Origin of the sequence: Pseudomonas sp. lyk4-R2A-8 (assembly GCF_030209095.1) — a bacterium.
Lineage (GTDB): Bacteria > Pseudomonadota > Gammaproteobacteria > Pseudomonadales > Pseudomonadaceae > Aquipseudomonas > Aquipseudomonas quebecensis.
On the sequence record NZ_JARVSS010000003.1, the window covers coordinates 137,201 to 163,566 of the forward strand.

The window sequence follows — 26,366 nt, forward strand, 5'->3', positions numbered from 1 at the left end:
CGATAGCAGGGGAGTGGACGTCTGCACCTTTTAAAAGGTTCCACACTTGGCACCATTTAGCCACCCCTGATCGGGTGAACGGTGGTCCGTCACCTTGGGTTTGCGCTATACTCGCCGCCCTTTTTTGACTCACCTGCCAGGCGATTTCCCATGACCCACCAGGCCGCCGAAGTCGCGAAACGCCGCACTTTCGCCATTATTTCCCACCCCGATGCCGGTAAAACCACCATCACCGAGAAGCTCTTGCTGATGGGCAAGGCAATCGCAGTGGCCGGCACGGTGAAATCGCGCAAATCCGACCGCCATGCCACCTCCGACTGGATGGAAATGGAAAAGCAACGGGGTATCTCCATTACCACGTCGGTCATGCAATTCCCGTATCGCGACCACATGGTCAACCTGCTCGACACCCCGGGCCACGAAGACTTCTCCGAAGACACCTACCGCACCCTCACCGCGGTGGACTCGGCGCTGATGGTGCTGGACGGCGGTAAGGGCGTCGAGCCGCGCACCATCGCGCTGATGGACGTGTGCCGGCTGCGCGATACGCCGATCGTCAGCTTTATCAACAAACTCGACCGCGATATCCGCGACCCGATCGAGCTGCTCGACGAAATCGAAGCCGTATTGAAGATCAAGGCCGCGCCGATCACCTGGCCGATTGGTTGCTACCGCGACTTCAAAGGCGTGTATCACCTGGCCGACGATTACATCATCGTCTACACCGCCGGCCACGGGCATGAACGCACCGAAACCAAGATCATCGAAAAACTCGACTCCGACGAAGCCCGCGCCCACCTGGGTGACGAGTACGACCGCTTCGTCGATCAGTTGGAGCTGGTGCAGGGCGCCTGCCATGAATTCAACCAACAGGAATTCCTCGACGGCCAGCTGACCCCAGTGTTCTTCGGGACCGCCCTGGGCAACTTCGGCGTCGACCATGTGCTCGACGCCGTGGTGGACTGGGCCCCGCGCCCGCTGCCACGGGTGGCCAACGAACGTACCGTGGAACCGGTGGAAGAGAAATTCACCGGCTTCGTGTTCAAGATCCAGGCGAACATGGACCCCAAGCACCGCGACCGTATCGCGTTCATGCGCATCTGCTCCGGCAAATACGAAAAAGGCATGAAGATGCGCCACGTGCGCACCGGCAAGGACGTGCGCATCGGCGACGCCCTGACGTTCTTCTCCTCCGAGCGTGAACAGCTCGAAGAAGCCTACGCCGGCGACATCATCGGCCTGCATAACCACGGCACCATCCAGATCGGCGACACCTTCACCGAAGGCGAAGCGCTGGGCTTTACCGGTATCCCGCACTTCGCCCCGGAACTGTTCCGCCGCGTGCGCCTGCGCGACCCGCTCAAATCCAAGCAACTGCGCCAAGGCTTGCAGCAACTGGCGGAAGAGGGCGCCACCCAGGTGTTCTTCCCCGAGCGCAGCAACGACATCATCCTCGGCGCCGTAGGTGTGCTGCAGTTCGATGTGGTCGCCAGCCGCTTGAAAGAGGAATACAAGGTGGAGTGCTCGTACGAGCCGATCACCGTGTACTCCGCGCGCTGGATCGAATGCGCCGATAAGAAGAAGCTGGAAGAGTTCTCCAACAAGGCCGTGGAAAACCTCGCGCTCGACGGCGGTGGGCACCTGACCTACCTGGCCCCGACCCGCGTCAACCTGGCGTTGATGGAAGAACGCTGGCCGGACGTGAAATTCCGCGCGACCCGCGAGCATCATTAAGGCCTGAGAGGTGGATAAAGGGCGAAGCTGTCATGGCTTCACCCTCTTTACTTAACTTTCTTTCGCCTTAATCCCTCGAACAAATTTCATTTTTAATGCGGACTTATAGACTCGGCCAGCTCGCCATTTTGAAACGTCTTTTGGTGTTTGTTCGAAGAAGCCCATGTCTTTCATTGTTCTAAGTGCACTTTTAATGGCCTCTTCAGTTATGGATGACCCGATGTCGCTGCAAATTTTCTGTGCGAGCGAGTCAAGTGTAAACGGTGTCGCCTTACCCTTCAGTGCATCTAGTAGAAGATTGACCTGTCTAAGGTTTTCTGAAAGCTCAGGATCTAACGTGATTGCATGAGCTAACTCTTGTTTGGCATCATTTATAAAGTTTGTTGCTGCCGTATCATATGACTCGAAAATAGATGACTGGACTATTTTTCCATTTTCATCAATAGGGTTCGTTAGTTTCTCAAGGTGAGAGAATAGCGATGTAATAAAATTTAAAAAAAGCCTTGGGTAGAATGTTGCTAGATGTTCATTGTCCTGTGAGGATGCATCGCGAAAATATGTTTTTATAAATGTGATTGTTTTAATGTTGCTTCTGCGCAAGTTGTCAGGGAATATTTGAAGTAAAAATGTTTCACAGTCTTCCGTTAGTAGTTTGCCTAAGCAAATTTCTTGTTTGTGTAGTTCGATTTTCTTTATTGTATCTGGGAATTTTTTCTGAACCCATGAGTTTGACGCTATGCATGCCAGTGCATAGTTCATCTGAGCTTGTTCGTCCCAGTACAAATCGATTTTTCTGCCTGAGGTCTGCTGCTCAATATTTTGACTTCCAATCGCTAAGTCGACACGTATAAATAACCTGATGCTCAATCTTTGGCGAAAATCACTGCTGTTTTGTACCGTATTCATACATAATAGAATGCCTTCAACAAATCTCTTCAGTTTTGTTGACGGTACGGCCGTTTCCAGCCCGTCTACGAGCAGGTTTATTTTTCGATTTCTAAGTTTGTCTACTACCTGTAAAGGCGAGGCAATTTGTGATAGCTCTTGGAATCCAAGTCTGGCATATCCTTGAAGTATGGTTTTATATTGAGAGTTAGATCGCTCAGCCTCTAGTCGAGCAGCAATTAATGCCCACCAGAAAACCTCGTAGTCTTCATTTGTATTGCTTAGGATCGCCTTTATATAAGTGTCCGAGCTATTTGGTATGTTGGCATCTATTTCGCCGTACTCACTTGGCGATAATAGAGGTAGGCCAATCCCGCGCTCTACAGACTCTTTGAAAAGCCGACTTTTGCCTGTGCCTTTTCGCCCGAATATATAATTAAGATTCGAATCCTGCTGAAGAATCGACCTGGTCATGTCAGACTCTACAAACCAAGTTTCATCTATGATGCCTGAGGATGATGTCTTGCTTTGTGTGGCAATGTCGGGCGCGGGCGTTTTCGCCGTCGGTTTGTTTATTCCAAGAATTTCCTTTAGTTGACTAATGGCGTATATGTTTTCTGTCTGGAGCTGGGATATTTTTGGAAGCGAGCTGTTGAAGAAGGCACGGTCATAAATCCAAGGAATATAATAGCGTTCGAGTTCATCAGTAGGAAGCGGTTCAGGATCTTCTGCATCTATGACTAAAGCCTCTGATAATATTTCAAGCAATTTCTCCTTGAACTCAGCTTCGGCCTCAGTTGTATTGCCTTTCTTTTTTAGATTGTCTAACGAAAAGGAAACGTACGCGCCAGGATTTTTGGGATTGAAAGATAGTAGTGTTCTAATCCCTTGCATCCAGTTTGTTTGATTGTCGGGGCGACTGAAAATTACGCAAGGGCCGGGGATGGTACTAATGATTGGAATGACAGATGTAGTAGCCCCTGTACGGTGATCAACTAAAATTGTGTCAAACTCACCGTTTTGCACATTATCAATCTGAAAGATTTTTGTAAAAATATCAGCAAGAGATTTTGGATCTAAGCTACAACGTAAGGAAAAAGCTTCATAATCCATCTCCCAGTCTTCATTGGTAGGCCGGCACCCAATAAAGTATACACCTGGTATTGTAGGGTTGGAGGTGTAGCTTGGTTCCGCTGCCCATCCTGCATACCCCATTAAGGAGTTTTCAATTTCGATTTGTTCTATGCCGAAAATTGTGTGTAGGGTTGGTGCTTCAATGTCAGCGTCTATAATAAGAACTTTATGTCCATTATCAGCGAGATCCCTCGCAAGAGCACCTACAACAGACGAACGTGCTTGTCCGCCTTTTTGTCCGTAAAAATGTATTGTATTGGTGTTTTTAGTGTTCTCATGTTTTATATTTTCTTTGAAACAGCTATTGTGTTGTGAAAGCCAGTGGTTGTTTAATTTGTTATTTAGTAGAAAGCTGTAATCGCTTTCTAGCTCTTCATCTGTAAGTAAAAGTATTTGTGAAGCACTGCTGTGTATAATTCTTAGTAGTTCAGTTTCTGAAATGAAGCATTTTTCCATAAGCAATGGAAGGCGTCGGTTTTCCTCTATGCCACTGAAGTCTGCATGCGAAACTATTATGTAGATTGTCGGATAATTAAAGCTTATGCTGGCGCTTGGATAAGTTTCGCGGATCTTTTTGAAAAGTTCTGATAGGGTTTTCATATGGATTTCCCTAAAGCTTTAAGTGTCTGTAATGTGCTTTTCGCAACATTGTTTAATTCGGCAACCTTGGAGTGGTCAGTAATGAGGGAAGGCCAGTCGTTAACGAAACGAATGTATCTGATATTTGGGTATGACCCTAGCGAGAGTGTTCCAGTCCCTTTTATCGATTCGACATATATGTTATTGAATGCAGTGGTCAACTCTGAAATTCTTGAGCTTAGAGCACCTGAGTGTGGGCCTCCAGCAGCACTCTTGGACAAATTTTGTAATTTGTTTATTATGTCATGAGACTTTAATGGCTTTATGTCAGAAAGTCTTAATTCGATGGCGATTAGCCGGCAGTAGCTTTCGACTAGATCGCTGCCACATGAAAACGCCTTCTTGAATTCTGTAATGTTTTGGATATGTGCCACGAATGACTCCTGTCCGGCATTTTTGAGCGTTAGGGTATTTATGTTACAGGCTTGTACTAGGTTTGCCAAGATACTCATAGGAGGAGTGTTTGTGGTTTTATGCTTTGGTGCCTTAAGTTATTCGTTTGTGTCTGGATAATGTGTGTTTGTATTGTGCTGGTTTTATGTGAAGGTTTTGGACTTGTGTTTTTTACAACGTGTTTGGCTTTGTTTAGGGGTGGTGTTTGTAAAGGGAAGGTACTTTTTTTGCGAAAAGTCTTAGTTTGTGTAATAGGGTTTAACTATTGGAGACTCTCTAATAGACAGATTTTCAGATGTTTTTCGAGCGCAGCAACAACATCATACTCTTCGCCGTCGGTGTGCTGCAGTTCGATGTGGTCGCCAGCCGCTTGAAAGAGGAATACAAGGTGGAGTGCTCGTACGAGCCGATCACCGTGTACTCCGCGCGCTGGATCGAATGCGCCGATAAGAAGAAGCTGGAAGAGTTCTCCAACAAGGCCGTGGAAAACCTCGCGCTCGACGGCGGTGGGCACCTGACCTACCTGGCCCCGACCCGCGTCAACCTGGCGCTGATGGAAGAACGCTGGCCGGACGTGAAATTCCGCGCGACCCGCGAGCACCACTAAACAACATGTGGGAGGGGGCTTGCCCCCGATAGCGTAGTGTCAGCTCTGAATGTACTGGCTGACACACTGCCATCGGGGGCAAGCCCCCTCCACATTTACTTCTCCACCAGGCATGGGATTGGCGAGAATCCGGCATCGGGTCTAGCGTTTACCCATCGACTGTCAAGGAGACCACCGTGCCAAAGGCTCAACGCGCCCTATCCCTGCTGTTGCTGGCCGCCCTGTGGCTGACGACCCTCCCGGCACTGGCTGACGCAGGCACGCCCCAGTGGAAAGACACCGGCCCTGTCACCAAGAAAAAACAGAAAGAGGTCAATTCCGGCGGCTGGCAACCCCAGGCCCAACCCGCTCCCAAAGAGGACGCAGAAAACCCCTATAACGAGGGGGAAGACAGCGAAACCTACGACGATGGCGACAGTTAGCGTTGCCCAAAAGAAAGCCCCTCCCGCCAGGCTGATGCGCAACCTGATGGGAAGGGCTGTGAAACTCTGCTACTGATCGGTCCGGCGCGCTCAGGCGACGAACTGTTCCGCATAGTGGCAAGCCACCTGACGGTTATCCAACGGCCGCAATTGCGGCTCCTCGGTGCTGCAGCGCTCGGTGGCGTACGGGCAGCGCTTGTGGAACGCGCAACCCGGCGGCGGGTTCAAGGGGTTGGGCAACTCGCCGACGATTTTGATCTTCGGTTTGTTCGGATCCGGATGAATGGTCGGCGTGGCCGACAGCAGCGCCTGAGTGTACGGGTGCAGCGGGCGCGCGTAGATGTCTGCCTTGGGGCCGACTTCCACCGGGCGACCGAGGTACATCACCATCACGTCATCGGCGACGTGCTGCACCACCGCCAGGTTGTGGGAGATGAACACGTAGGCGGTGTTGAACTCCTGCTGCAGGTCCATGAACAGGTTGAGCACCTGGGCCTGGATCGATACGTCCAGTGCGGAGGTAGGTTCATCCGCCACCAGCACTTTGGGTTGCAGCATCATGGCGCGGGCCAGGGCGATGCGCTGGCGCTGGCCACCGGAGAACATGTGCGGGTAGCGCTGATAATGCTCGGGGCGCAGGCCCACTTGCTTCATCATCGCCTGCACTTTCTCGCGGCGTTCGGCGGCGGACAGGTTGGTGTTGATCAGCAATGGCTCGGCCAGTTGATCGCCGACTTTCTGTCGAGGGTTCAGCGAGGCGTAAGGGCTCTGGAACACCATCTGCACGTCTTTGCGCAATTGCTTGCGCTGGGCCTTGTCGGCACCGGCGACTTCCTGGCCGGCGATTTTCAGCGAGCCCGACGACGGCTCTTCAATCAGCGTGAGTGCGCGGGCGAGGGTGGACTTGCCGCAACCCGACTCGCCGACCACGGCGAGGGTCTTGCCGGCTTCCAGTTCGAACGACACACCATTGAGGGCCCGCACGGTGGCGTGGCCCTTGAACAGGCCACGGGACACTTCGTAGTGACGGGTCAGGTCGCGGGCAGTAAGAACGACGGCCATTACGCCACCTCCTGGTTCAAGGGGTAGAAGCAACGCGCGAGGCTGTTGGTTTTTGGATCGAGGCCCGGGCGCTGGGCGCGGCAGGTTTCCTGCACGTATGGGCAGCGCGGCGACAGCAGGCAACCCTGCGGACGGTCGTAGCGGCCAGGCACGATGCCGGGCAGTGTTGCCAGGCGCGTGGCGCCCAGGCTGTGCTCGGGGATCGCCTTGAGCAGCGCTTCGCTGTAAGGGTGCGCGGGAATATCGAACAGTTGCGGCACCTGGCCGACTTCCACGGCCTGGCCGGCATACATCACGCATACGCGCTGGGCGGTTTCGGCCACCACTGCCAGGTCATGGGTGATCAGTACCAGGCCCATGTTCTGCTCTTTTTGCAGGGCCAGCAGCAGGTCCATGATCTGCGCTTGAATGGTGACGTCCAGCGCCGTGGTCGGTTCGTCGGCGATCAGCAGTTTCGGCTCGCCGGCAATCGCCATGGCAATCGCCACGCGCTGGCTCATACCGCCGGACAACTGGTGCGGGTAGGCATCCATACGGCTGGCGGCGCCTGGGATTTCGACTTTTTCCAGCAGCTCGATGGCGCGTTTGCGTGCCTGTTTGCCGGACATTTTCAGGTGCAGGCGCAGCACTTCTTCGATCTGGAAACCCACGGTGTAGCTGGGGTTCAGCGCGGTCATCGGGTCCTGGAACACCATCGCCAGGTCTTTGCCGACGATCTGGCGACGTTGACGGTTGCTCAGCTTGAGCATGTCCTTGCCGTCGAAGGTCAGCGCATCGGCGGTGACGATACCGGGGTGCTCGATCAGGCCCATCAGCGCCATCATGGTCACGGATTTACCCGAACCCGACTCGCCCACGATGGCCAGTACTTCGCCTTTGTCCACGGACAGGTCGAGGCCGTCGACCACCGGCACGGCGGTTGCGTCGCCGAAGCGTACGTTGAGATTCTTGATTTCTAACAGTGACATGGGAATCTCCTCAGGCGGCGTTCTTGAGTTTCGGGTCCAGCGCATCGCGCAGGCCGTCGCCCATCAAGTTGATTGCCAGCACGCTGAGCAAAATGGTCAAACCAGGCAGGCTCACCACCCACCAGGCGCGTTCGATGTAGTCACGGGCCGAAGCCAGCATGGTGCCCCACTCCGGGGTCGGCGGTTGTACGCCAAGGCCGAGGAAGCCCAGGGCCGCGGCATCGAGGATCGCCGAGGAGAAACTCAGGGTGGCCTGTACGATCAGCGGCGCCATGCAGTTGGGCAGCACGGTGATGAACATCAGGCGCGGCAGGCCGGCACCGGCCAGGCGCGCGGCGGTCACGTAGTCACGGTTCAGTTCGCCCATCACGGCAGCGCGGGTCAGACGCACGTAGGACGGCAGCGACACGATGGCGATAGCGATCACGGTGTTGATCAGGCCAGGGCCGAGGATGGCGACAATGGCAACCGCCAGCAGCAGCGACGGCAGCGCCAGCATGATGTCCATCAGGCGCATGATGGTCGGGCCCAGCAGGCGCGGGAAGAACCCGGCAAACAGACCCAGGAGGATGCCCGGGATCAGCGACATCACCACCGACGACAAACCGATCAGCAACGACAGGCGCGAACCCTGGATCAGACGCGAGAGCAGGTCACGGCCCAGTTCGTCGGTGCCCAGCAGAAACTGCATCTGCCCGCCTTCCAGCCACGCCGGCGGGGTGAGCAGGAAGTCGCGGTATTGCTCGCTGGGGTTATGCGGCGCAACCCACGGGGCGAAGATCGCGCAGAACACAATCAGCAACATGAACAGCAGGCCGGCCACCGCGCCTTTGTTCTTGGAAAAGGCTTGCCAGAATTCTTTGTACGGGGACGGGTACAGCAGGCTTTGATCGACTGCTGACACTTGAGTAGGTGTGGTCATGGTCATGATCTCAGCGCTGGTGACGGATGCGTGGGTTGGCGAAGCCGTAGAGGATATCCACCACGAAGTTCACCAGGATCACCAGGCAGGCGATCAGCAGGATGCCGTTCTGCACCACCGGGTAGTCCCGCGCGCCAATGGCTTCGATCAGCCATTTGCCGATGCCGGGCCACGAGAAGATGGTTTCGGTCAGGACCGCGCCGGCCAGCAGGGTGCCGACTTGCAGGCCGACCACGGTCAATACCGGGATCAGCGCGTTGCGCAGGCCGTGTACGAACACCACGCGCGTCGGCGACAGGCCCTTGGCCTTGGCGGTGCGGATGTAGTCTTCGCGCAGCACTTCGAGCATCGACGAACGGGTCATCCGCGCGATCACCGCCAGCGGAATGGTGCCGAGCACGATGGCCGGCAGGATCAGGTGGTGCAGGGCGTCGAAGAACGCGTCCGGCTCGTCGGCCAGCAGGGTGTCGATCAGCATGAAGCCGGTGCGCGGCTCGATGTCGTAGAGCAGGTCGATGCGCCCGGAAACCGGGGTCCAGCCCAGGCTCACCGAGAAGAACATGATCAGGATCAGGCCCCACCAGAAGATCGGCATCGAATACCCCGCCAGGGAGATGCCCATCACCCCATGGTCGAACAGGGATCCTCGCTTGAGTGCCGCGATCACCCCGGCCAACAGGCCCAGGATACCGGCGAACAACAGGGCGGCCATGGACAGTTCCAGGGTCGCGGGGAAGAGGGCGGTGAACTCGGTCCACACGCTGGTACGGGTGCGCAGGGATTCGCCAAGGTCGCCCTGGGCGAGCTTGCCGACATAGTCCAGGTATTGCGCATACAACGGCTTGTTAAGACCAAGGCGTTCCATTGCCTGTGCGTGCATCTCGGGGTCGACGCGGCGTTCGCCCATCATGACTTCTACGGGGTCGCCGGGAATCATGCGTATCAACGCAAACGTCAGCAACGTGATGCCGAAGAACGTGGGGATCAATAACCCCAGTCGGCGGGCAATAAAACTAAACATCTTGTTGTGTACCTCAATCAGCCGGTTAGGCAGGTTCGGCACCGCCCATGTCGACGGTGCCGAGCGTTTTTCTTATTTACTTCACCTGGGTGGTGGCGAAGTTATTAGTGGTCAGAGGGCTTTGGGTAAAGCCTTCGACGTTTTTACGCATGGCGGTAAACATTTTCGGATAGGCCATTGGAATCCACGGCTGGTCTTTCTCGAAAACATCCAGGGCTTGTTCATAGAGTGCGGCGCGCTCAGTGGGTTCAGCGTCAGCGCGGGCCTTGTCGATCAAAGCCTGAAACTCTTTGTTACACCAGCGGGCGTAGTTTTCGCCGTTTTTCGCTGCATCGCAACTCAGGTTTGGCGTGAGGAAGTTATCCGGGTCACCGTTATCGCCGGCCCAGCCCGCGGACACCATATCGTGCTCGCCGGCCTTGGCGCGCTTGAGCATCTCGCCCCATTCCATGACTTTAATGTTCACTTTCAGGCCGATCTGCGCCAGGTCCGCCTGCATGCGCTGGGCGCCGAGCATCGGGTTGGGGTTGGTCGGGCCGCCGCCGTTACGGGTGAACAAGGTGAACTCGGTGCCTTCCGGCACGCCGGCTTCCTTGAGCAGGGCGCGGGCCTTGTCCAGGTCGCGCTCAGGGTTCTTCAGCTTATCGTTGAAGCCCAGCAGGGTCGGCGGGTACGGGCCGGTTGCGTCGATGGCGTTGCCTTTGCCATACAGGGATTCGTTGTAGCCTTTCTTATCGAACGCGATGTTGATCGCGTGGCGCACCCGCGCGTCGCTCATGTACTTGTGGGTGGTGTTCAGGGCGGTGTACGCGGTGGTCATCGCCGCCAGTTCCGCCACTTTCAGGTTCGGGTCGGCCTTCACGCTCGGCACGTCATCGGGCTTGGGATACAGCGCGATCTGACACTCATTGGCCTTGAGTTTTTGCAGGCGCACGTTGTTGTCGGTGGTAATCGCCAGGATCAGCGGATCGGCCGGTGGTTTGCCACGGAAGTATTCCGGGTTGGCCTTGAAGCGCACCTGGGCGTCCTTGGCGTAGCGGTTGAAGATGAACGGGCCGGTGCCGATCGGCTTGCTGTTCAGCTCATCGGTCTTGCCGGCGGCCAGCAGTTTGTCGGCGTATTCGGCGGAGTGGATAGCGGTAAAGGGCATTGCGACATCGGCCAGGAACGGCGCTTCAGGACGAGTCAGCGTGAAGACCACAGTGTGGTCGTCCGTCTTCTCGACGCTTTTGAGCAGTTCCTTGAAGCCCATGCTTTCAAAATAGGGGAACCCGGTGGCGGACTTGTTATGCCAAGGGTGTTTCGGGTCCATCTGGCGATGGAAGCTCCACAGTACGTCGTCGGCATTCAGGTTGCGCGTGGGTTTGAAGTAGTCGGTGGTATGGAACTTGATGTCGTCGCGCAAGTGGAAGGTGTAGGTCAGGCCGTCGTCACTGATTTCCCAGGATTTGGCCAGTGCAGGCACCACTTCGGTAGTACCGGGCTTGAAGTCCACCAGACGGTTGAACATGGTTTCGGCCGCAGCGTCAGCGGTGACGGCGGTGGTGTACAGGACCGGGTCAAAACCCTCCGGGCTGGCTTCGGTGCAGACCACCAGGGGTTTGGCCGATACACCGATGGCCACGCTTAACAGCGCGGCGGCAACGGCAGCTTGTAGCGGGAGCATTTTCATTAAGAGCCCTCTGCAATCGATGGGACCAGACAACGTGGACGGCAGGCTCGTCCTGAGCCTGCCGTCTACCTGGTGCTGATTAAAGAATGTTGAATGGGATGGTGGTGACCAGACGGAATTCTTTGATGCTGCCGTCGGACTGGAACTCGCTGCCACGGTGCTCAACATACGTCGCGCGCACGGTCGTGGCTTTGAGCGGACCGCTTTGCAGGGCGTAAGAGGCGCCTACACCGTATTCCTGATGCTTCTCGCCGTCTTGAGACTGGATGCCGTCGTAGGCGAACTTGGCCCGGCCATTGTTGCCGGTGTAGTGGGTGCCGTCGATGTCCCAGCCGCGGGCCGAGTAGGCGTTGAACTTCAAGCCTGGCACACCGTATTCGGCCATGTTGATGGCGTAGGCGATCTGGAAGGACTTCTCGTTCGGGCCGTTGAAGTCCGAGGTCAGGGAGTTGGCCAGGTAGATGCCGTTGGTTTCGTGCAGGTAGTCGAAGTACTCGTTACCGTTCACTTGCTGGTAAGCGAAGGTCAGGCTGTGTGCCTGGTGAGTCAGTCCCAGGGACAGGGAGAAGGTATCGTTGTCGATTTCCCCCATCTCTTTTTTGCCTTCATCGACCGTCTTGTAGTAGTTGAAACCGGTGGTCAGCCCCAGTTGTTGAGCGTCGCCCAGTTCGTGGGTAGCGCCGAAGTAGTACTGGTTCCAGAAGTCCTTCACGTTGGCGGCAAAGAAGCTGGTTTTCAGGCTTTTCAGCGGCTGATAGTTCACGCCCAGAGTGGAGACTTTGTCGGTCTCAACGCCATTGCCGTATTCGCTGCGGAATTTCGACAGGCTCTGCTCGGTACGTGGCGAAACGCGGTCAAACACGCCGCCCTGGAACGACAGGTTGCTGAATTCTTCGCTGTTGAAGCTCACACCTTCAAAGCTTGACGGCAGTGCACGGTTGCCGATGGTGTCGACGATGCCGCTGCTGAAATTCTGGCGACCGGCGGTCAACGTGGTGTTGGATACGCGGAACTGCACGTTGGCCAGGCCCAGTTTGCTCCATTGGTCGACGGCGTCGCCGTTGGAGTCGGCCAGGGTGCGGTTGGAGCCGCCTTTGATGTCACGCTTGCTGCGGTCCAGGACCAGCGCGTTGTAAACCGCTACTTCAGTCTTGACACCGACAGTGCCCTGGGTGAACCCCGAGCTGGCGTTAAGGATAGTGCCCTGCACCCAGTTGGTACGGTTACGGTCGGTGCGGGTTTCGCCGTGCTTCTGGTAGGAAAAGGTGCCGCCACGGTATTTGCTTTCGTGGGAATACCAGTTACGCGTGGTGCCGCCCAGAGTGAAATCTTCGATAAAACCCTTGGCTTCGCTTTGCGCACTGGTGCCTGCCAATGTCGTCGGAACGAAGTCCTGGCTGGCCGGTTCTGCGTAGGCGGTGGCCGTGATGCTGCTGATGGCCAGGGCCAGAAGCGCTTTGCTGCTCAGTTTCATGGGTGAAGCTCCTTTGGTTCTCTTTTTTTATGCCGGTCTTTTTAGGTGAACCGGCTATTGGTGTGTAACTCGTTCAAGCCATTGCAAACGTTTGCCGTAGGAAAAATCCCAATCAAAGGCTGCACGTTTGCAGCAGGGCGGCATTCGCCCTGCGCAATCCGGTTATTTTGTTATGGGGTAATACTGACGCCCGAGAACACGTTGCGGCCGAAGGGGCTGACTTTGAACCCTTCGACTTTGACGCTTAACGGCTGGTTGACCGTCGAGTGGGCGACTGGCGTGATCGGCACCTGCTGCTTGAGCAGTTGCTGCGCCTGTTTGTATAGAACAGTCCTTTGTTCACGGTCGGTTACGACCTTGGCTTGCTTGATCAGCTTGTCGTACGCCGGGTCACACCACATCGAGTAGTTGTTCCCGCCGATGGCGTCGCAGCTGTACAGAGTGCCCAGCCAGTTGTCCGGGTCACCGTTGTCGCCGGTCCAGCCGATCAGGCTGACATCGTGCTCACCGTTCTTGGTGCGCTTGATGTATTCACCCCACTCGTAGCTGACGATCTTGACCTTGAGGCCGATCTTGGCCCAGTCGCTTTGCAGCATCTCGGCCATCAGCTTGGCGTTGGGGTTGTACGGACGCTGCACCGGCATCGCCCACAGGGTGATCTCGGTGCCTTCCTTCACGCCGGCGGCCTTGAGCAGTTCCTTGGCTTTTTCCGGGTTGTAGGCGGCGTCTTTGATAGTGTCGTCGTAGGACCACTGGGTCGGCGGCATGGCATTGACCGCCAATTGCCCGGCGCCCTGGTACACGGCGTTCAGAATGCTCGGCTTGTTCACCGCCATGTCCAGCGCCTGGCGCACTTCAAGCTGGTCGAAGGGCTTGTGGCGCACGTTGTAAGCGATGTAGCCCAGGTTGAAGCCGGGTTTGGTCAGCAATTGCAGGTTCGGGTCGGCCTTGAGCGCATCGACGTCGGCGGGACGCGGATGCAGGGTCACCTGGCATTCGCCGGCCTTGAGCTTTTGCACACGCACCGATGCGTCGGTGTTGATGGCGAAAATCAGTTGGTCGAGCTTCACGCGGCTCGGGTCCCAGTACTGTTTGTTGGCCACGTAACGGATCTGCGAGTCTTTCTGGTAGCGCTGGAATACAAACGGCCCGGTACCGATCGGCTTCTGGTTGATGTCGCTGGGCTTGCCTTCTTTGAGCAGTTGCTCGGCGTATTCGGCCGACAGGATTGCGGCGAAGCTCATGGCGATGTTTTGCACGAACGCGGCGTCCACCGTGTTCAGGGTCATCACCACGGTGTACGGGTCGGTTTTCTCGACCTTGGCGATGTTCTTGTTCAGGCTCATCCCGTTGAAGTACGGAAACTCAGTGGGGTAGGCCTTGCGGAAGGGATGTTCAGGGTCAAGCATGCGGTTGAAGGTGAACAGCACGTCGTCGGCATTGAAGTCGCGCGTCGGCTTGAATTCCTTGTTGCTGTGGAACTTCACCCCTTCACGCAGGTGGAAGGTGTAGGTCAGGCCGTCGTCGGAAATATCCCATTTGGTCGCCAGACCGGGCACCACGTTGGTCTCGCCTTTTTCAAACTCGACCAGGCGGTTATACAGCGGCTCGGCCACGTCGTTATCGGTGGCGGTGGTGTATTGCGCGGTGTCGAACCCTGCCGGGCTGCCTTCGGAGCAGAACACCAGGCTCTTTCTGTCGGCGGCTTGGCCCATCGTGGCCACGGCCAGCAGGCTGGTGCCAAAAATTGCGGATAGAACGGTGGTATGGCGCATGACGATCCCGATCCTTGTTTGTAGTTGTCATCAGCGAGCAATCGCCCTGCCTTTCGGGCAGGGAAACATCACTGATCCCACGCACAGCAAGTGACTTTCCCAAATGGGTATCTCTGCTGTCCTACGACGTTATGGGTCGCGGACTTCGCAGTAAATGCGCCAAATCGGATTGACCTTGTAGGCAACGGAGTCGCGCATCGCAGTTCGTTGCTGTAGGACGCAACGGATGTGAACGTGGTCTGTTTCCTACCGGCCTGGCAGATGCAATAACGGCGACGTTATGAAGCGTCGCCGTTATTGATCCTTACTTGCCGCTTACGCTAACGCCATAGAACGAGTTCAGGCCGAATGGGCTGATCTTGAAGTCCTGCACGGTGTTACGCATGGGTTGATACACCGTCGAGTGCGCGATAGGTGTCATCGGGACTGCATCTTTGAGGATATGTTGCGCCTGCTTGTACAGCTCGGTGCGTTTAGCGACGTCGGAAGTGGCCTTGGCCTCTTTCACGATGCCGTCGAATTTCTTGTCACACCACTTGGAGAAGTTGTTGCCGGACAGCGAGTCGCAGCCGAACAGCACGTTCAGCCAGTTGTCCGGGTCACCATTGTCGCCGCTCCAGCCAATGATCATGGCCTGGTTCTCGCCGCCTTTGGAGCGCTTGATGTACTCGCCCCACTCGTAGCTGGTGATCTTGACCTTCAGGCCGATCTTGGACCAGTCGTTTTGCAGCATCTCTGCCATCAGCTTGGCGTTCGGGTTGTACGGACGCTGAACCGGCATGGCCCACAGCACGATCTCGGTGCCTTCCTTGACCCCGGCTTCCTTGAGCAGCGCCTTGGCTTTCTCAGGGTCGTACTTGGCATCTTTGATGGTGGTGTCATAGGACCACTGGGTCGGCGGCATGGCGTTGACGGCCAGTTGCCCCGCGCCCTGGTAGACGGAGTCGATGATCTGCTGCTTGTTCACCGCCATGTCCAGCGCCTGGCGCACGCGCAGGTCAGCCAGCGGGTTGGGCTGGTCGCTGCCCTTGACCTTGTCCATGACGTTGTAGGCCACGTAGCCCAGGTTGAAACCGGCCTGGTGCGGCAGTTTCAGGTCCTTGTCTTCGCCCAGTGCCTTGAGGTCGGCCGGACGCGGGAAAAGGGTGATCTGGCATTCGTTTTTCTTGAGCTTCTGGATGCGCACCGACGGGTCGGTGGTGATGGCGAAGATCAGGTTGTCGATCTTCACGTCTTCGGGCTTCCAGTAATCCTTGTTGCCGGTGTAACGAATGTTGGAGTCTTTCTGGTAGCTCTTGAACACGAACGGGCCAGTGCCGACAGGCTTCTGGTTGATGTCCGCAGGCTTGCCTTCTTTCAACAGCTGGGCTGCGTATTCGGCCGATTGGATCGACGCGAAGCTCATGGCCAGGTTCTGGATAAATGCCGCATCCACGGTGCCAAGGGTGAACTTGACGGTGTGGTCATCGATTTTCTCGATGTTCTTGATATTGGTGTCCATCCCCATGTCCGTGAAGTACGGGAACTCGGTAGGGTAGGCCTTACGGAATGGATCGTCTTTATTGATCATCCGGTTAAAGGTGAACAGTACGTCGTCGGCCGAGAATTCACGAGTGGGCTTGAAGTACGGGGTGGTATGGAACTTGACGCCTTCACGCAGGTGGAAGGTGTAGGTCAGGCCATCCGGGGACACATCCCAGCTGGTGGCCAGGCCAGGCACCACGGCGGTGCCGCCGCGCTCGAACTGACTGAGGCGGTTGAACATGGTTTCGGCCGAAGCATCGAAGTCTGTTCCGGTGGTGTACTGGCCTGGATCGAAACCGGCCGGGCTCCCCTCGGAGCAGAACACCAGGTTAGCCGCCGCGTGGGCGAAAGGGGCCGCGGCCATAAGGCCAGCGCTGACTAATAGCGGAAGGACTGCGTGTTTAAGCATGTTGGCCTCATGATTTGTTGTCATTTTTGGTGGTGAGGGCGACCTCGTGAGTCGGCCTGCGGATACTTATGCAGGCGCCATACCCATTGCAAGATGTTGAACAGTTGCAAGGCGGAAAGAGTGGTACGAACGTACAGGAATGTCGCAATTATGAAAGTTTCGACATAATTGCACGTCTTTTGAGGGTTTTTTCGGTGCAGCGGCCGCACCAAAAAAGCCCCACCGAGGCGTCTAGCGCACTCGGTTGGGGCGCGGTTGTTACTTCTCCAGACTCACCCCGTAGAACGGCGTCAGCCCAAACGGGCTGATCTTGAAGTCCTGGACCTCCTTGCGCAGGGGTTGGAAAACCGTCGAGTTCGCAATAGGCGTTATAGGTACTTGTTCCTTAAGGATTTTTTGCGCCTGTTGATACCACTTGATGCGCTGCTCGCGGTCGTTGCTGACTTTGGCCTGCTGCACCAGTTTGTCGTATGTCGGGTTACACCATTTGGCGTAGTTGCTGCCCTTGACTGCGGCACAACTGTAGAGCACGCCCAGCCAGTTATCCGGGTCGCCGTTGTCGCCAGTCCAGCCATAAATCATCGCGTCATGCTCGCCATTTTTGGCGCGCTTGATGTATTCGCCCCACTCATAGCTGACGATGTTGGCCTTGATGCCTACTTTGGCCCAATCCTGTTGGATCATTTGCGCCGACATGCGCGCGTTTGGATTGGAAGCGCGTTGCACGGTCATCGCCCACAAATCGATGGTGGTACCTGGTGCAACCCCTGCTTCTTTTAGTAGCGCCTTGGCCTTGGTCGGGTCGTAGGGCGCGTCCTTCACCGATGGGTCATAAGACCACTGGGCCGGTGGCAGCGCGTTCTGCGCCAATTGTCCGGCGCCCTGATACACCGCCTTGATGATGGCGGGTTTGTCGATGGCCATGTCCAGCGCCTGGCGCACCTTGAGCTGGTCCAGCGGCGGGTGCGTCACGTTGTAGGCCAGGAACCCCAGGTTGAAACCGGCCTGTTGCAGTACGCGCAGGTTGGGGTCCTGTTTCATTATTTCGATGTCGGCCGGGCGCGGGTACCCGCTGACCTGGCATTCGCCGGCCTTGAGTTTTTGCAGGCGCGAGGCGGCGTCGGGGGTGATAGCGAACACCAGGTTGTCGAGTTTTACGTCCTCGGGTTTCCAATACTGTTTATTGGCGACGTAGCGAATCTGCGAGTCTTTCTGATAACGCTTGAATACGAACGGCCCGGTGCCCACAGGTTTCTGGTTGATGTCGGCCGCCTTGCCTTCCTTCAACAGCTGCGTGGCGTATTCGGCGGACTGCACCGAGGCGAAGCTCATGGCCAGGTTTTGCACGAACGAGGCGTCGACGTTGTTCAGGCTGAAACGCACGGTGTGATCGTCGAGTTTGTCGATGTGCTTGATCGTGGTGTTCAGGCCCATATCGGTGAAATACGGCGACTCGGACGGGTAAGCCTTGCGGAACGGGCTTTGCGCATCCAACAGGCGATTGAAGGTAAACAGCACGTCGTCGGCATTGAAGTCGCGGGTCGGCGTAAAGAAGTCGGTGGTGTGGAATTTCACCCCTTCGCGCAGATGAAAGGTGTAGGTCAGGCCGTCGCTGGACACCTCCCAGCTTGTCGCCAGGCCAGGTTCGACTTCGGTACCGCCGCGCTTGAACTGGGTCAGGCGGTTAAATACGGTTTCGGCGGAGGCATCGAAATCGGTGCCGCTGGTGTACTGGCTGGGGTCGAAGCCGGCGGGGCTGGCTTCGGAGCAATAGACCAGGGTGCTGGCAGCGTGGGCGAGAGGCATGAAAGCCAGAAGGCTTGCAGCCAGGATCAGCGGTTTCAAGACGGTTCTTTCCATGGAGACTCCTGAAGTGGCAGGCGTATAAAAGCTGCCCGAACGAAAACGGCGGTCACCGAGGTTACCGCCGTTCAGGGGAGTCAAGTAAGAAGTTATTCGCCGGTTTTATGGATTGGCTGTGACGCTGACATCGATTGTGGTGGGGGCCGCTTTGCCGATCTCATATAAGCTGTTCGACTGATTACCCTCGCCAATCGTGAAGCTTCTCTTGATGGTTACCTGTACGCCGGGAACGCGGTTGATGTCTTGCTCCGGCATAGAGAGGTGCCCTTCAGAGGTGACATGGACCTTCGCCAGGTTGCGGGAGGAGTCATAATCAATCTGAAAATGGGTATTGTCAGCACCGTAGTAGTAGCCTTCCTGCAGTCCCGCCCCCCCATGCAAATCAGCGATGGCAGGGAAGGTAGAGCCTTGATGGGCCACCTCGGAGATGCGGGCCCGCAATTGAGCATCGGGAATCACCGCCTCGAACTGCGCCAACCTTGCTCGCTGGATACCCTCTGACGTGCCGGCTACGGCGTCCAGTTTCGTGGTCACTGACAGACCGTTTTCTGTAGTGGTAACGGTGTAAGGACAACGATTGATATCGAGGACAAAGTTGGGTGAGTACTCGCTGGAACTGAGTTCCGTCATTTGTGTTTTCTCTCCAGGCTCGACAGCGAACCCGGTTTCGTCGATGTTCCAAGAGGTGTTAAACCTTCTTTTAACGAGCCCGTTTTCCTCGAAGTTCCTGCTGGAGAGTTCGAAGTTGGTTCCCGCTCTTGCTCTCAAGACTTCATCGAGTTTTTCGGCTCCGGCCATTTTTTTACCATCAATTTCGAGGAATTCATCGGCGAAGGTGGCAGGAGTCTTTGGATCATCACTGGGCGTTGGCGAAGCCCGGCGTTGCCATGGCCACACAACGCCGCCATCGGCGGCAGCGCGAGCCCATCCGCCCTTGCCGTCTGAGTGCACTATCATCACAGGCTTGCCGTTGGCAGAATCAATGATCTGCGCGTAGTCGTTGCTGAGTTTGAAGTTGCCTTTAATCTCGTACACCTTGGGCGTTCTTGTTGCGTCGGTATAACGGATATACCAATGGTCTGCTCCGGCGCTGTCTTTGACTTGATACATGCCTTTGGAATTTGGCTGCATGCCTTCAATAAGCCCTTCGCCATCTGGTACGGCATATGCGCTGATATCGGCGGCCTGGGACGGGCGCAAGCGATTGGCCGGGCTCTGTTCGATGCCGCGCTCGGTCACAGTCGGCTCGCGGGGTGGCAGCGCTTCTCCCAGGGTTTTTCCCGCAGCGACCTCGCCCTTGGCCAGGCGGGTGGCACCGCCGGCGATGACGGGCAGCGCATTCAGCACACCGAACACGATATGGTCGGCCCCACCTGGCTTGCCATGCCTGAGGTCATCGGCGCCCACCCCGACTTCCACCGCGCCGGCGGCGACGTAGTACAGCTCCAGGCCCACCGCCACTTCGGGCATGACCATGGCGAGCGGGGTCATCATTAAGGCGACTTTAGTGGTGGTCTCCAACACTTCCAGGATCGTGGCTTTGGTGACATCGCCGTCGGTGGTGATTTCGGTTTCGGCATCGGCGTAGGAGCGCGCTTTCTGACGCTGGGTCATGACATCGAACGGGTCATCGGACAGCGTTTCGATGGTGATAAACGTTTGCGGGTCGAATTCGTTCAGGCGTTCGAGAAACCCGGCATCGGGAGCGTCTTTTTTCGACCAGCCGCCGAGCCCGACCAGTGTTTGATTGACCCCGTCGGAGAAATGTCGATCAGCCTGGTCACGCAAGGGGAAATGCATCGACAGGGCTTCGCGCTTGACCGGGTCAGCGGCCTGTTCAGCCAGCCAGCGCTTCATCTGCGCCTGGCTGTCGAAGGTATGCAGCGGCGAAGAATTACCGGGGATGTACAGCAAGGTACGGGTAGCGGGTTTGCCGTCGGCATCGAATCGAGGGGTTTTGTCGGTGATGCAGAGCAGGTCCGTGGACTTGAAGCCATTGATGCTCAGCAGCCCGACTTCCACGCTTGGGTCCTGGGTGGTGGCCGGGGCCAGGTCGTCCAGCTTGAGGTTTTCCCAGGTCGTATTCGGCGGCAGGCCGGCGGCGCGCATCACCAGGTTGGTGTCACTGGCGCTCAAGCTGTCGTTTTCAAATTGACTGAGGGCCGCGCCCACCAGGGATGCCTTGCTCAGTTGTGCGTATTTGCCCTCATGGGCGGGCCAGAACTCGTTCAGGAATTGGGTGTACGGTTTGCTCAGTTCGGTGTTCCACACGATGTCTCGAAACGCCGCTGGCGTCTGCCTCAGCAGGTTGCGACTGTTATAGACCTCCCTGCCGCCAGGTTCTGCCCCGACAAATATGCCTTCATAAGTCCTCTGTCGCCGCGCCAGCGTGTCAATTTCATCCACGACCGCCGGGAGAGGCAGCAAAGGCGCCAGCCGACCAAGCCAGGTGTGCAGGGTGGACCGCTGCTTTTCGAGCGGTGTCTGGTGTTCATCGTTTTTATTGGCGCGCTGTACGTTATGCAGTGCGGCCTGGGTCAGGGAAATCTTATTCAGAACTTTGCCGCCCCTGGGCTGTGGCTGCTTGGGGTCGTAGTTCAAGGTCACGATAAACGTATTGTCGGGATCGATGTCCTTGCCCCAGCGGGTCTTCAGCTCTGACCTGATAATCTCGGCGGTACTCTGACTGGGGGTTTTGAACCCGTCTTTGGCTTTCCAGATGTATTTCTCTACCCCCGGGTTATACGGCAGGCCCGGTATCAGTGTTTGGTGATGATTGCGCCGTTTGGCACTTTTGCGGCGAGGTTGATGTTCAGCGCCCACCGTGTCCGCCTGCAGGTGTGGGGTCGCTGACATGTGCGACGAATCGGATACGGTTGTCGGAATAGTGGTGGTGACAGGGGTAATCATTCTGTATCGATCTCCGTAAATGAGCCTCCCTGGCGTTCAGGTGTTCGATAGGTGCGTGGGAAATGAGCGCGCGGACGTTCCGGCGTGGGCGTTGTGCGTGTTCACAGGAATGTTGCAAGGGACATCTATGGACATAGATCAAATGGCGGGAGTGCGCGGCCGCCGTGACTGAGGGCGCGTGCCAACCGTGCCGCCGGGCGTCGGCGGGGCGTGGAGGTGTGTAACATGCGATGTGCCCTGATCAAGGCGGTTACATTTACTCCAAGGGGGCGCAGCCATGAACGAGTGCATAAAGCGGCGAAACGGGCACGCATTGCGCGGTAACAAGCCCGTTCGCCTCAGCCGTGCGCTTACTGCAGTACTTCGATGGTTCCGTCGGCGCTCATGCTGACCTTGCTGGTGCCGGCTTCCACTTCCGGGGTCGGCGCCGAATCCATCAAGGCCCCCTTCATCATCATCGCGCCGCGCTCATACGGCTGTGGATAACCGTTGGTGTTGAAATTCAGGTTGACGATCTTGTAACCCTTGCCCCCCAGTGCGTCGGTGGCCAGTTGAGCGCGGGCCTTGAACGCAGCGACCGCGTCCTTGAGCAGCGCATCTTCGCTGGCTTTGCGGGTGGCGTCGGCGATGGCGAAATCCATGCCGCCCATTTTCAGGGTGCTCAGCAATTCACCTGTCAGTTTGGAGAGCGCCGGGAAGTCTGCGCTTTCCAGGCGCAGTTCGGCGCGTTCGCGCCAGCCGGTGATCTTCTGGGTTTTGTTGTCGTAGATCGGGTAACTGTTGCGGCTGCCCTGGCGCAGGGTCACGGCTTTGACTTCGCGGGCCTGGCCCAGCGCCTGATTCACGGTGGTGGTGATGTCGGCGGCGAGCTTGGCCGGATCGGTGTTCTGGGATTCGGTATAGAGCGTGACGATCATCTTGTCGCGGGCCACTTCCTGGCTGGCCTCGGCGCGCAGGGAGATCTGGTTGTAGTGCAGTTCATCGGCTGCCATGGCCGAAAAGCTGGCCAGGGCGCCGGCGCTGAGGGTGAGGATGGCTGCGCTGCGAGTGAAACGAGACATGGAAGCTCCTTAGGGGGGTCGTATCGGTATGACTGTAGACGGTAGTAACGGGTTCTTCGGGTTTATGAATTGGAAAAAGTTTAAAGCCGCAAGCAAGCGAAGGGCGAGGCGAGTTCTTGCCGCTTTTACCTCGCGGCTTGCAGCTACGGCGCCCGGTGCGTCAAAGAGCCACACACCCAATGCCCGAGGCGACGCTTCGTTTATACTCCTGCCGATCCGCCTGCAGCGCTCACCGGGAGAGCTCATGCTCGCCGCCGTAAAACTGACTTCCGCCACCCGCCAGAACCTTTGGCGCCTGACGTTCATCCGTACTCTGGTACTGGCCGCCCAGGCCGGTTCGGTGGGGCTTGCCTATTGGTTCGACCTGCTGCCGCTGCCCTGGCTGCCACTGGGCGTGACCCTTGGGTTTTCCACGGTGCTCTGCGTGTTTACCGCGATCCGGCTGCGCACCACCTGGCCGGTGACCGAGCTGGAATATGCCCTGCAACTGGCCTGCGACCTGTTTATCCACAGTGTGTTGCTGTATTTCTCGGGTGGCTCTACCAACCCCTTCGTTTCTTATTATCTGGTGCCCCTGACGATCGCGGCAGTGACGTTGCCATGGCGCTATTCCGTGGTGCTGTCGGGGATCGCCCTGACCCTTTATACCCTGCTGCTGGCCCAGTTCTACCCGCTGCAGACCTTCCCCATCGCCCGGGAAAACCTGCAGATCTATGGGATGTGGCTGAGCTTTGCGCTGTCCGCCGCCGTCATCACCTTTTTTGCCGCGCGCATGGCCGAGGAATTGCGTCGCCAGGAAGAACTGCGCGCCATTCGCCGTGAAGAGGGCCTGCGCGATCAACAATTGCTCGCCGTCGCCACCCAGGCCGCCGGCGCGGCCCATGAATTGGGCACGCCGCTGGCGACCATGAGCGTACTGCTCAAGGAAATGACCCAGGACCACCACGACCCGGCCCTGCAGGACGATTTGAGCGTGCTGCAGGAACAGGTCAAGCAGTGCAAGCTGACCCTGCAGCAACTGGTGCGCGCCGCCGAAGCCAATCGCCGCCTGGCCGTGGAGATGCAGGACGTGACGCAGTGGCTCGATGAAGCCCTGAACCGCTGGCACCTGATGCGCCCCGAGGCCAGCTATCGCTTCCACCTGCTGGGGCAGGGCACGGTACCGCGCATGGCGCCGCCACCGGACCTGACCCAGGCGTTGCTCAACCTGTTGAACAATGCCGCCGACGCCTGCCCCGAAGGGCTTGAAGTGCAGTTGGACTGGAACACCGAAGATCTCACCATCAGCATTCGCGACCACGGCGCGGGCGTGCCGCTGGCGATTGCCGAGCAGATCGGAAAACCATTTTTTACCACCAAGGGCAAGGGCTTCGGCCTCGGCCTGTTTTTGAGCAAGGCCAGCGTGACCCGCGCCGGCGGCTCAGTGAAGCTCTATAGTCATGAGGAAGGTGGCACGCTCACCGAGCTGCGCCTGCCCCGTGTCGCACGAGGAGATATCGATGAGTGATGAGATCCAAGTCGAAGGCGAAGAACTGCCGCACCTGCTGCTGGTAGATGACGACGCTACGTTTACCCGCGTGATGGCACGTGCCATGAGTCGTCGCGGATTTCGCGTGAGCACCGCCGGGTCCGCCGAAGAGGGCCTGACCATCGCCCAGGCCGACCTGCCGGACTACGCCGCGCTCGACCTGAAAATGGACGGTGACTCCGGCCTGGTGCTGCTGCCCAAGCTGCTGGAGCTGGACCCGGAAATGCGCGTGGTGATCCTCACCGGCTACTCCAGCATTGCCACCGCTGTCGAAGCCATCAAGCGCGGCGCCTGCAACTACCTGTGCAAACCGGCGGATGCCGACGACGTGCTGGCCGCGTTGCTGTCCGAGCACGCCGACCTCGATACCCTGGTTCCGGAAAACCCGATGTCGGTGGACCGCCTGCAGTGGGAACACATCCAGCGCGTGCTGACCGAGCACGAAGGCAATATCTCCGCCACCGCCCGTGCCCTGGGCATGCACCGTCGCACCCTGCAACGCAAGCTGCAGAAGCGGCCGGTCCGACGCTGAACCTAAGCTGAACAACCCGCTTCAGGCCGCACGGAGCCCCGAACCGATCACCTAAGATCGGTTCGAACGCCTGTCATATCTTTCCTACCGAGCCTGAACGATGAATCAGAACGCTGAATATTCCGCGGTCAACGATGCGCTGCGTGGGCATTTCTTTCGCCGAACGTGGGCGATGATCACGCCTTATTGGCGCAGCGAAGAGAAGGGCAAGGCCTGGTTGTTGCTGGCAGTGGTGATTGGCCTGTCGCTGTTCAGCGTGGCAATTTCCGTGTGGCTCAACCACTGGTACAAAGACTTCTATAACGCTCTGGAAAACAAGGACACCGCGGCCTTCTGGCAACAAATCCTGTATTTCTGCGGGATCGCCGCCGTGGCGATTCTCGGCGCGGTCTACCGTCTTTACCTCACTCAGATGCTGACGATTCGCTGGCGTGCATGGCTGACCGAAAAGCACTTCGCCCGCTGGCTTGGCCACAAAAACTACTACCAGCTGGAGCAGGGGGGTTATACCGATAACCCGGACCAGCGGATTTCCGAAGACCTCAATAGTTTTACCCAGAACACCCTGAGCCTTGGCCTTGGGTTGCTGCGCAATGTCGTCAGCCTCGTGTCGTTCTCGGTCATTCTGTGGGGCGTGTCGGGCAGCATCGAAGTGTTCGGCATCACCATCCCCGGCTACATGTTCTGGTGTGCGTTGGTCTACGCCGGTGTCGGCAGTTGGCTGACCCACCTGATCGGTCGTCGTCTGATCGGCTTGAGCAACCAGCAGCAGCGCTTCGAAGCGGACCTGCGTTTCTCCATGGTGCGGGTGCGCGAGAATGCTGAAAGCATTGCCCTGTACAACGGCGAGCCCAACGAAAACCAACGCTTGAGCGCACGGTTCGGCAAGGTCTGGCATAACTACTGGGACATCATGAAGGTGTCCAAACGCCTGACGTTCTTTACCGCCGGCTACGAACAGATTGCTACCGTCTTTGCGTTTATCGTGGCTGCCCCGCGCTATTTTTCCGGCAAGATCGAACTGGGTGAGCTGATGCAAATCAACTCGGCCTTCGGCAACGTACAAGGCAATTTCAGCTGGTTTATCAGTGCGTACGCCGACCTGGCCAGCTGGCGCGCCACCAGCGACCGTCTATTGAGCTTTCAACAGGCGATGACGGAAAACGAACAACGCCCGGCGGCCATTGATGTGAGCGCGCAGGGCGAGCGTCTTGTCGTGCAGGGGCTGGGCATGAATCTTATGGATGGTCGCCACCTGCTCACCGATGCCAACCTGATCGTTGAGCCGGGTCAGCGCGTCATGCTCAGTGGCCGTTCCGGCAGTGGCAAAAGTACCCTGCTGCGTGCCATGGGGCAGCTCTGGCCCGCAGGTCACGGCAGCATTCGTTTGCCGGCCAGGCGTTACCTGTTCCTGCCGCAGAAGCCTTACCTGCCGATCGGCACGCTGAAGGCGGTGTTGAGTTATCCACAGGACGCCGGCGTCTACTCGGCGCAACGTTATGCACAGGTCCTTGAAACGTGCCGCCTGCCGCATCTGGTAGGGCAGCTGGATGAGGCCAACCACTGGCAACGCGTGCTCTCGCCGGGCGAACAACAGCGCCTGGCGTTTGCCCGCGCCTTGCTGTTCGCGCCGCAATGGCTGTACATGGACGAAGCCACCTCGGCAATGGATGAGGAAGATGAGGCGACGTTGTACCAGGCGCTGATCGATGCGTTGCCGGGGCTGAGTATCGTCAGCGTCGGCCATCGCAGCAGCCTCAAACGCTTTCATGGTCGGCATGTGCGCATCGAAGGCGGGTGGCTTCAAGAGCAATCCATCTCCTGAGACCTA

17 protein-coding genes and 1 pseudogene are annotated in these 26,366 nt (G+C 57.4%); 6 read left to right on the forward strand and 12 right to left on the reverse strand.

Annotation, left to right across the window (positions count from 1 at the left end; all coding sequences use genetic code 11):
* The first annotated feature begins 150 nt into the window (after positions 1 to 150).
* Positions 151 to 1,734: a peptide chain release factor 3 gene (locus QRN10_RS04050; RefSeq protein ID WP_034111736.1), complete on the forward strand. Its 1,584-nt coding sequence runs from the start codon at positions 151 to 153 to the stop codon at positions 1,732 to 1,734.
* A gap of 51 nt (positions 1,735 to 1,785) precedes the next feature.
* Here QRN10_RS04050 and QRN10_RS04055 read toward each other — a convergent pair whose 3' ends face one another.
* The gene (locus QRN10_RS04055; RefSeq protein ID WP_285427888.1) at positions 1,786 to 4,353 is read right to left on the reverse strand and encodes a tyrosine-protein kinase family protein; all 2,568 of its coding nucleotides are present in this window, start codon (positions 4,351 to 4,353) and stop codon (positions 1,786 to 1,788) included.
* A 724-nt stretch (positions 4,354 to 5,077) separates the two neighbouring features.
* Between QRN10_RS04055 and prfC the strand changes: the two are divergent.
* Both prfC and QRN10_RS04065 read left to right on the forward strand, forming a co-directional pair.
* Positions 5,078 to 5,392 (forward strand): annotated as a pseudogene (gene prfC, locus QRN10_RS04060) (peptide chain release factor 3); the annotation flags it as partial.
* Between the two features lie 176 nt (positions 5,393 to 5,568).
* Entirely contained in the window at positions 5,569 to 5,814 is a 246-nt protein-coding gene (locus QRN10_RS04065) for a hypothetical protein (protein WP_253510449.1), read from the forward strand.
* A gap of 90 nt (positions 5,815 to 5,904) precedes the next feature.
* Here the strand turns inward: QRN10_RS04065 and QRN10_RS04070 are convergent, their stop codons facing one another.
* From QRN10_RS04070 to QRN10_RS04120, 11 genes are all read right to left on the reverse strand, one after another.
* Positions 5,905 to 6,876: a peptide ABC transporter ATP-binding protein gene (locus tag QRN10_RS04070; protein ID WP_285427889.1), complete on the reverse strand. Its 972-nt coding sequence runs from the start codon at positions 6,874 to 6,876 to the stop codon at positions 5,905 to 5,907.
* Complete coding sequence (locus QRN10_RS04075) at positions 6,876 to 7,844, reverse strand: ABC transporter ATP-binding protein (RefSeq protein WP_181080589.1); 969 nt, start codon at positions 7,842 to 7,844, stop codon at positions 6,876 to 6,878. The genes QRN10_RS04070 and QRN10_RS04075 overlap by 1 nt, the downstream gene beginning before the upstream one ends.
* A gap of 10 nt (positions 7,845 to 7,854) precedes the next feature.
* Positions 7,855 to 8,766 carry an ABC transporter permease subunit gene (locus tag QRN10_RS04080; protein WP_003188486.1) on the reverse strand — a complete coding sequence of 304 codons (912 nt, stop codon included), beginning with the start codon at positions 8,764 to 8,766 and terminating at the stop codon, positions 7,855 to 7,857.
* A 10-nt stretch (positions 8,767 to 8,776) separates the two neighbouring features.
* Positions 8,777 to 9,787 (reverse strand): ABC transporter permease subunit, encoded by a 1,011-nt coding sequence (locus tag QRN10_RS04085; protein ID WP_025856266.1) that lies wholly within the window; start codon positions 9,785 to 9,787, stop codon positions 8,777 to 8,779.
* A gap of 76 nt (positions 9,788 to 9,863) precedes the next feature.
* Complete coding sequence (locus tag QRN10_RS04090) at positions 9,864 to 11,459, reverse strand: ABC transporter substrate-binding protein (RefSeq protein WP_285427890.1); 1,596 nt, start codon at positions 11,457 to 11,459, stop codon at positions 9,864 to 9,866.
* A gap of 79 nt (positions 11,460 to 11,538) precedes the next feature.
* On the reverse strand, positions 11,539 to 12,933 hold the full coding sequence (locus QRN10_RS04095; protein WP_181080591.1) for an OprD family outer membrane porin: 1,395 nt from the start codon (positions 12,931 to 12,933) through the stop codon (positions 11,539 to 11,541).
* 170 nt (positions 12,934 to 13,103) lie between these two features.
* Positions 13,104 to 14,648 (reverse strand): ABC transporter substrate-binding protein, encoded by a 1,545-nt coding sequence (locus tag QRN10_RS04100; protein WP_409567531.1) that lies wholly within the window; start codon positions 14,646 to 14,648, stop codon positions 13,104 to 13,106.
* A gap of 364 nt (positions 14,649 to 15,012) precedes the next feature.
* Positions 15,013 to 16,641 (reverse strand): ABC transporter substrate-binding protein, encoded by a 1,629-nt coding sequence (locus QRN10_RS04105; protein ID WP_181080593.1) that lies wholly within the window; start codon positions 16,639 to 16,641, stop codon positions 15,013 to 15,015.
* A gap of 258 nt (positions 16,642 to 16,899) precedes the next feature.
* Entirely contained in the window at positions 16,900 to 18,501 is a 1,602-nt protein-coding gene (locus QRN10_RS04110) for an ABC transporter substrate-binding protein (protein WP_285427891.1), read from the reverse strand.
* 105 nt (positions 18,502 to 18,606) lie between these two features.
* Complete coding sequence (locus QRN10_RS04115) at positions 18,607 to 21,414, reverse strand: dermonecrotic toxin domain-containing protein (protein WP_285427893.1); 2,808 nt, start codon at positions 21,412 to 21,414, stop codon at positions 18,607 to 18,609.
* A 350-nt stretch (positions 21,415 to 21,764) separates the two neighbouring features.
* Positions 21,765 to 22,475 carry an SIMPL domain-containing protein gene (locus QRN10_RS04120; protein WP_285427894.1) on the reverse strand — a complete coding sequence of 237 codons (711 nt, stop codon included), beginning with the start codon at positions 22,473 to 22,475 and terminating at the stop codon, positions 21,765 to 21,767.
* Positions 22,476 to 22,719: 244 nt separating this feature from the next.
* On the opposite strand from QRN10_RS04120, the gene QRN10_RS04125 reads away from it, so the two are divergent.
* From QRN10_RS04125 to QRN10_RS04135, 3 genes are all read left to right on the forward strand, one after another.
* The gene (locus QRN10_RS04125; RefSeq protein WP_181080597.1) at positions 22,720 to 23,982 is read left to right on the forward strand and encodes an ATP-binding protein; all 1,263 of its coding nucleotides are present in this window, start codon (positions 22,720 to 22,722) and stop codon (positions 23,980 to 23,982) included.
* Positions 23,975 to 24,535, forward strand: a complete 561-nt coding sequence (locus QRN10_RS04130; protein WP_003171731.1) for a response regulator transcription factor — start codon at positions 23,975 to 23,977, stop codon at positions 24,533 to 24,535. The genes QRN10_RS04125 and QRN10_RS04130 overlap by 8 nt, the downstream gene beginning before the upstream one ends.
* Positions 24,536 to 24,635: 100 nt before the next feature.
* Positions 24,636 to 26,360, forward strand: coding sequence for an ABC transporter ATP-binding protein/permease (locus QRN10_RS04135; RefSeq protein ID WP_181080598.1), 1,725 nt, complete (start codon positions 24,636 to 24,638; stop codon positions 26,358 to 26,360).
* Positions 26,361 to 26,366: the final 6 nt, after the last annotated feature.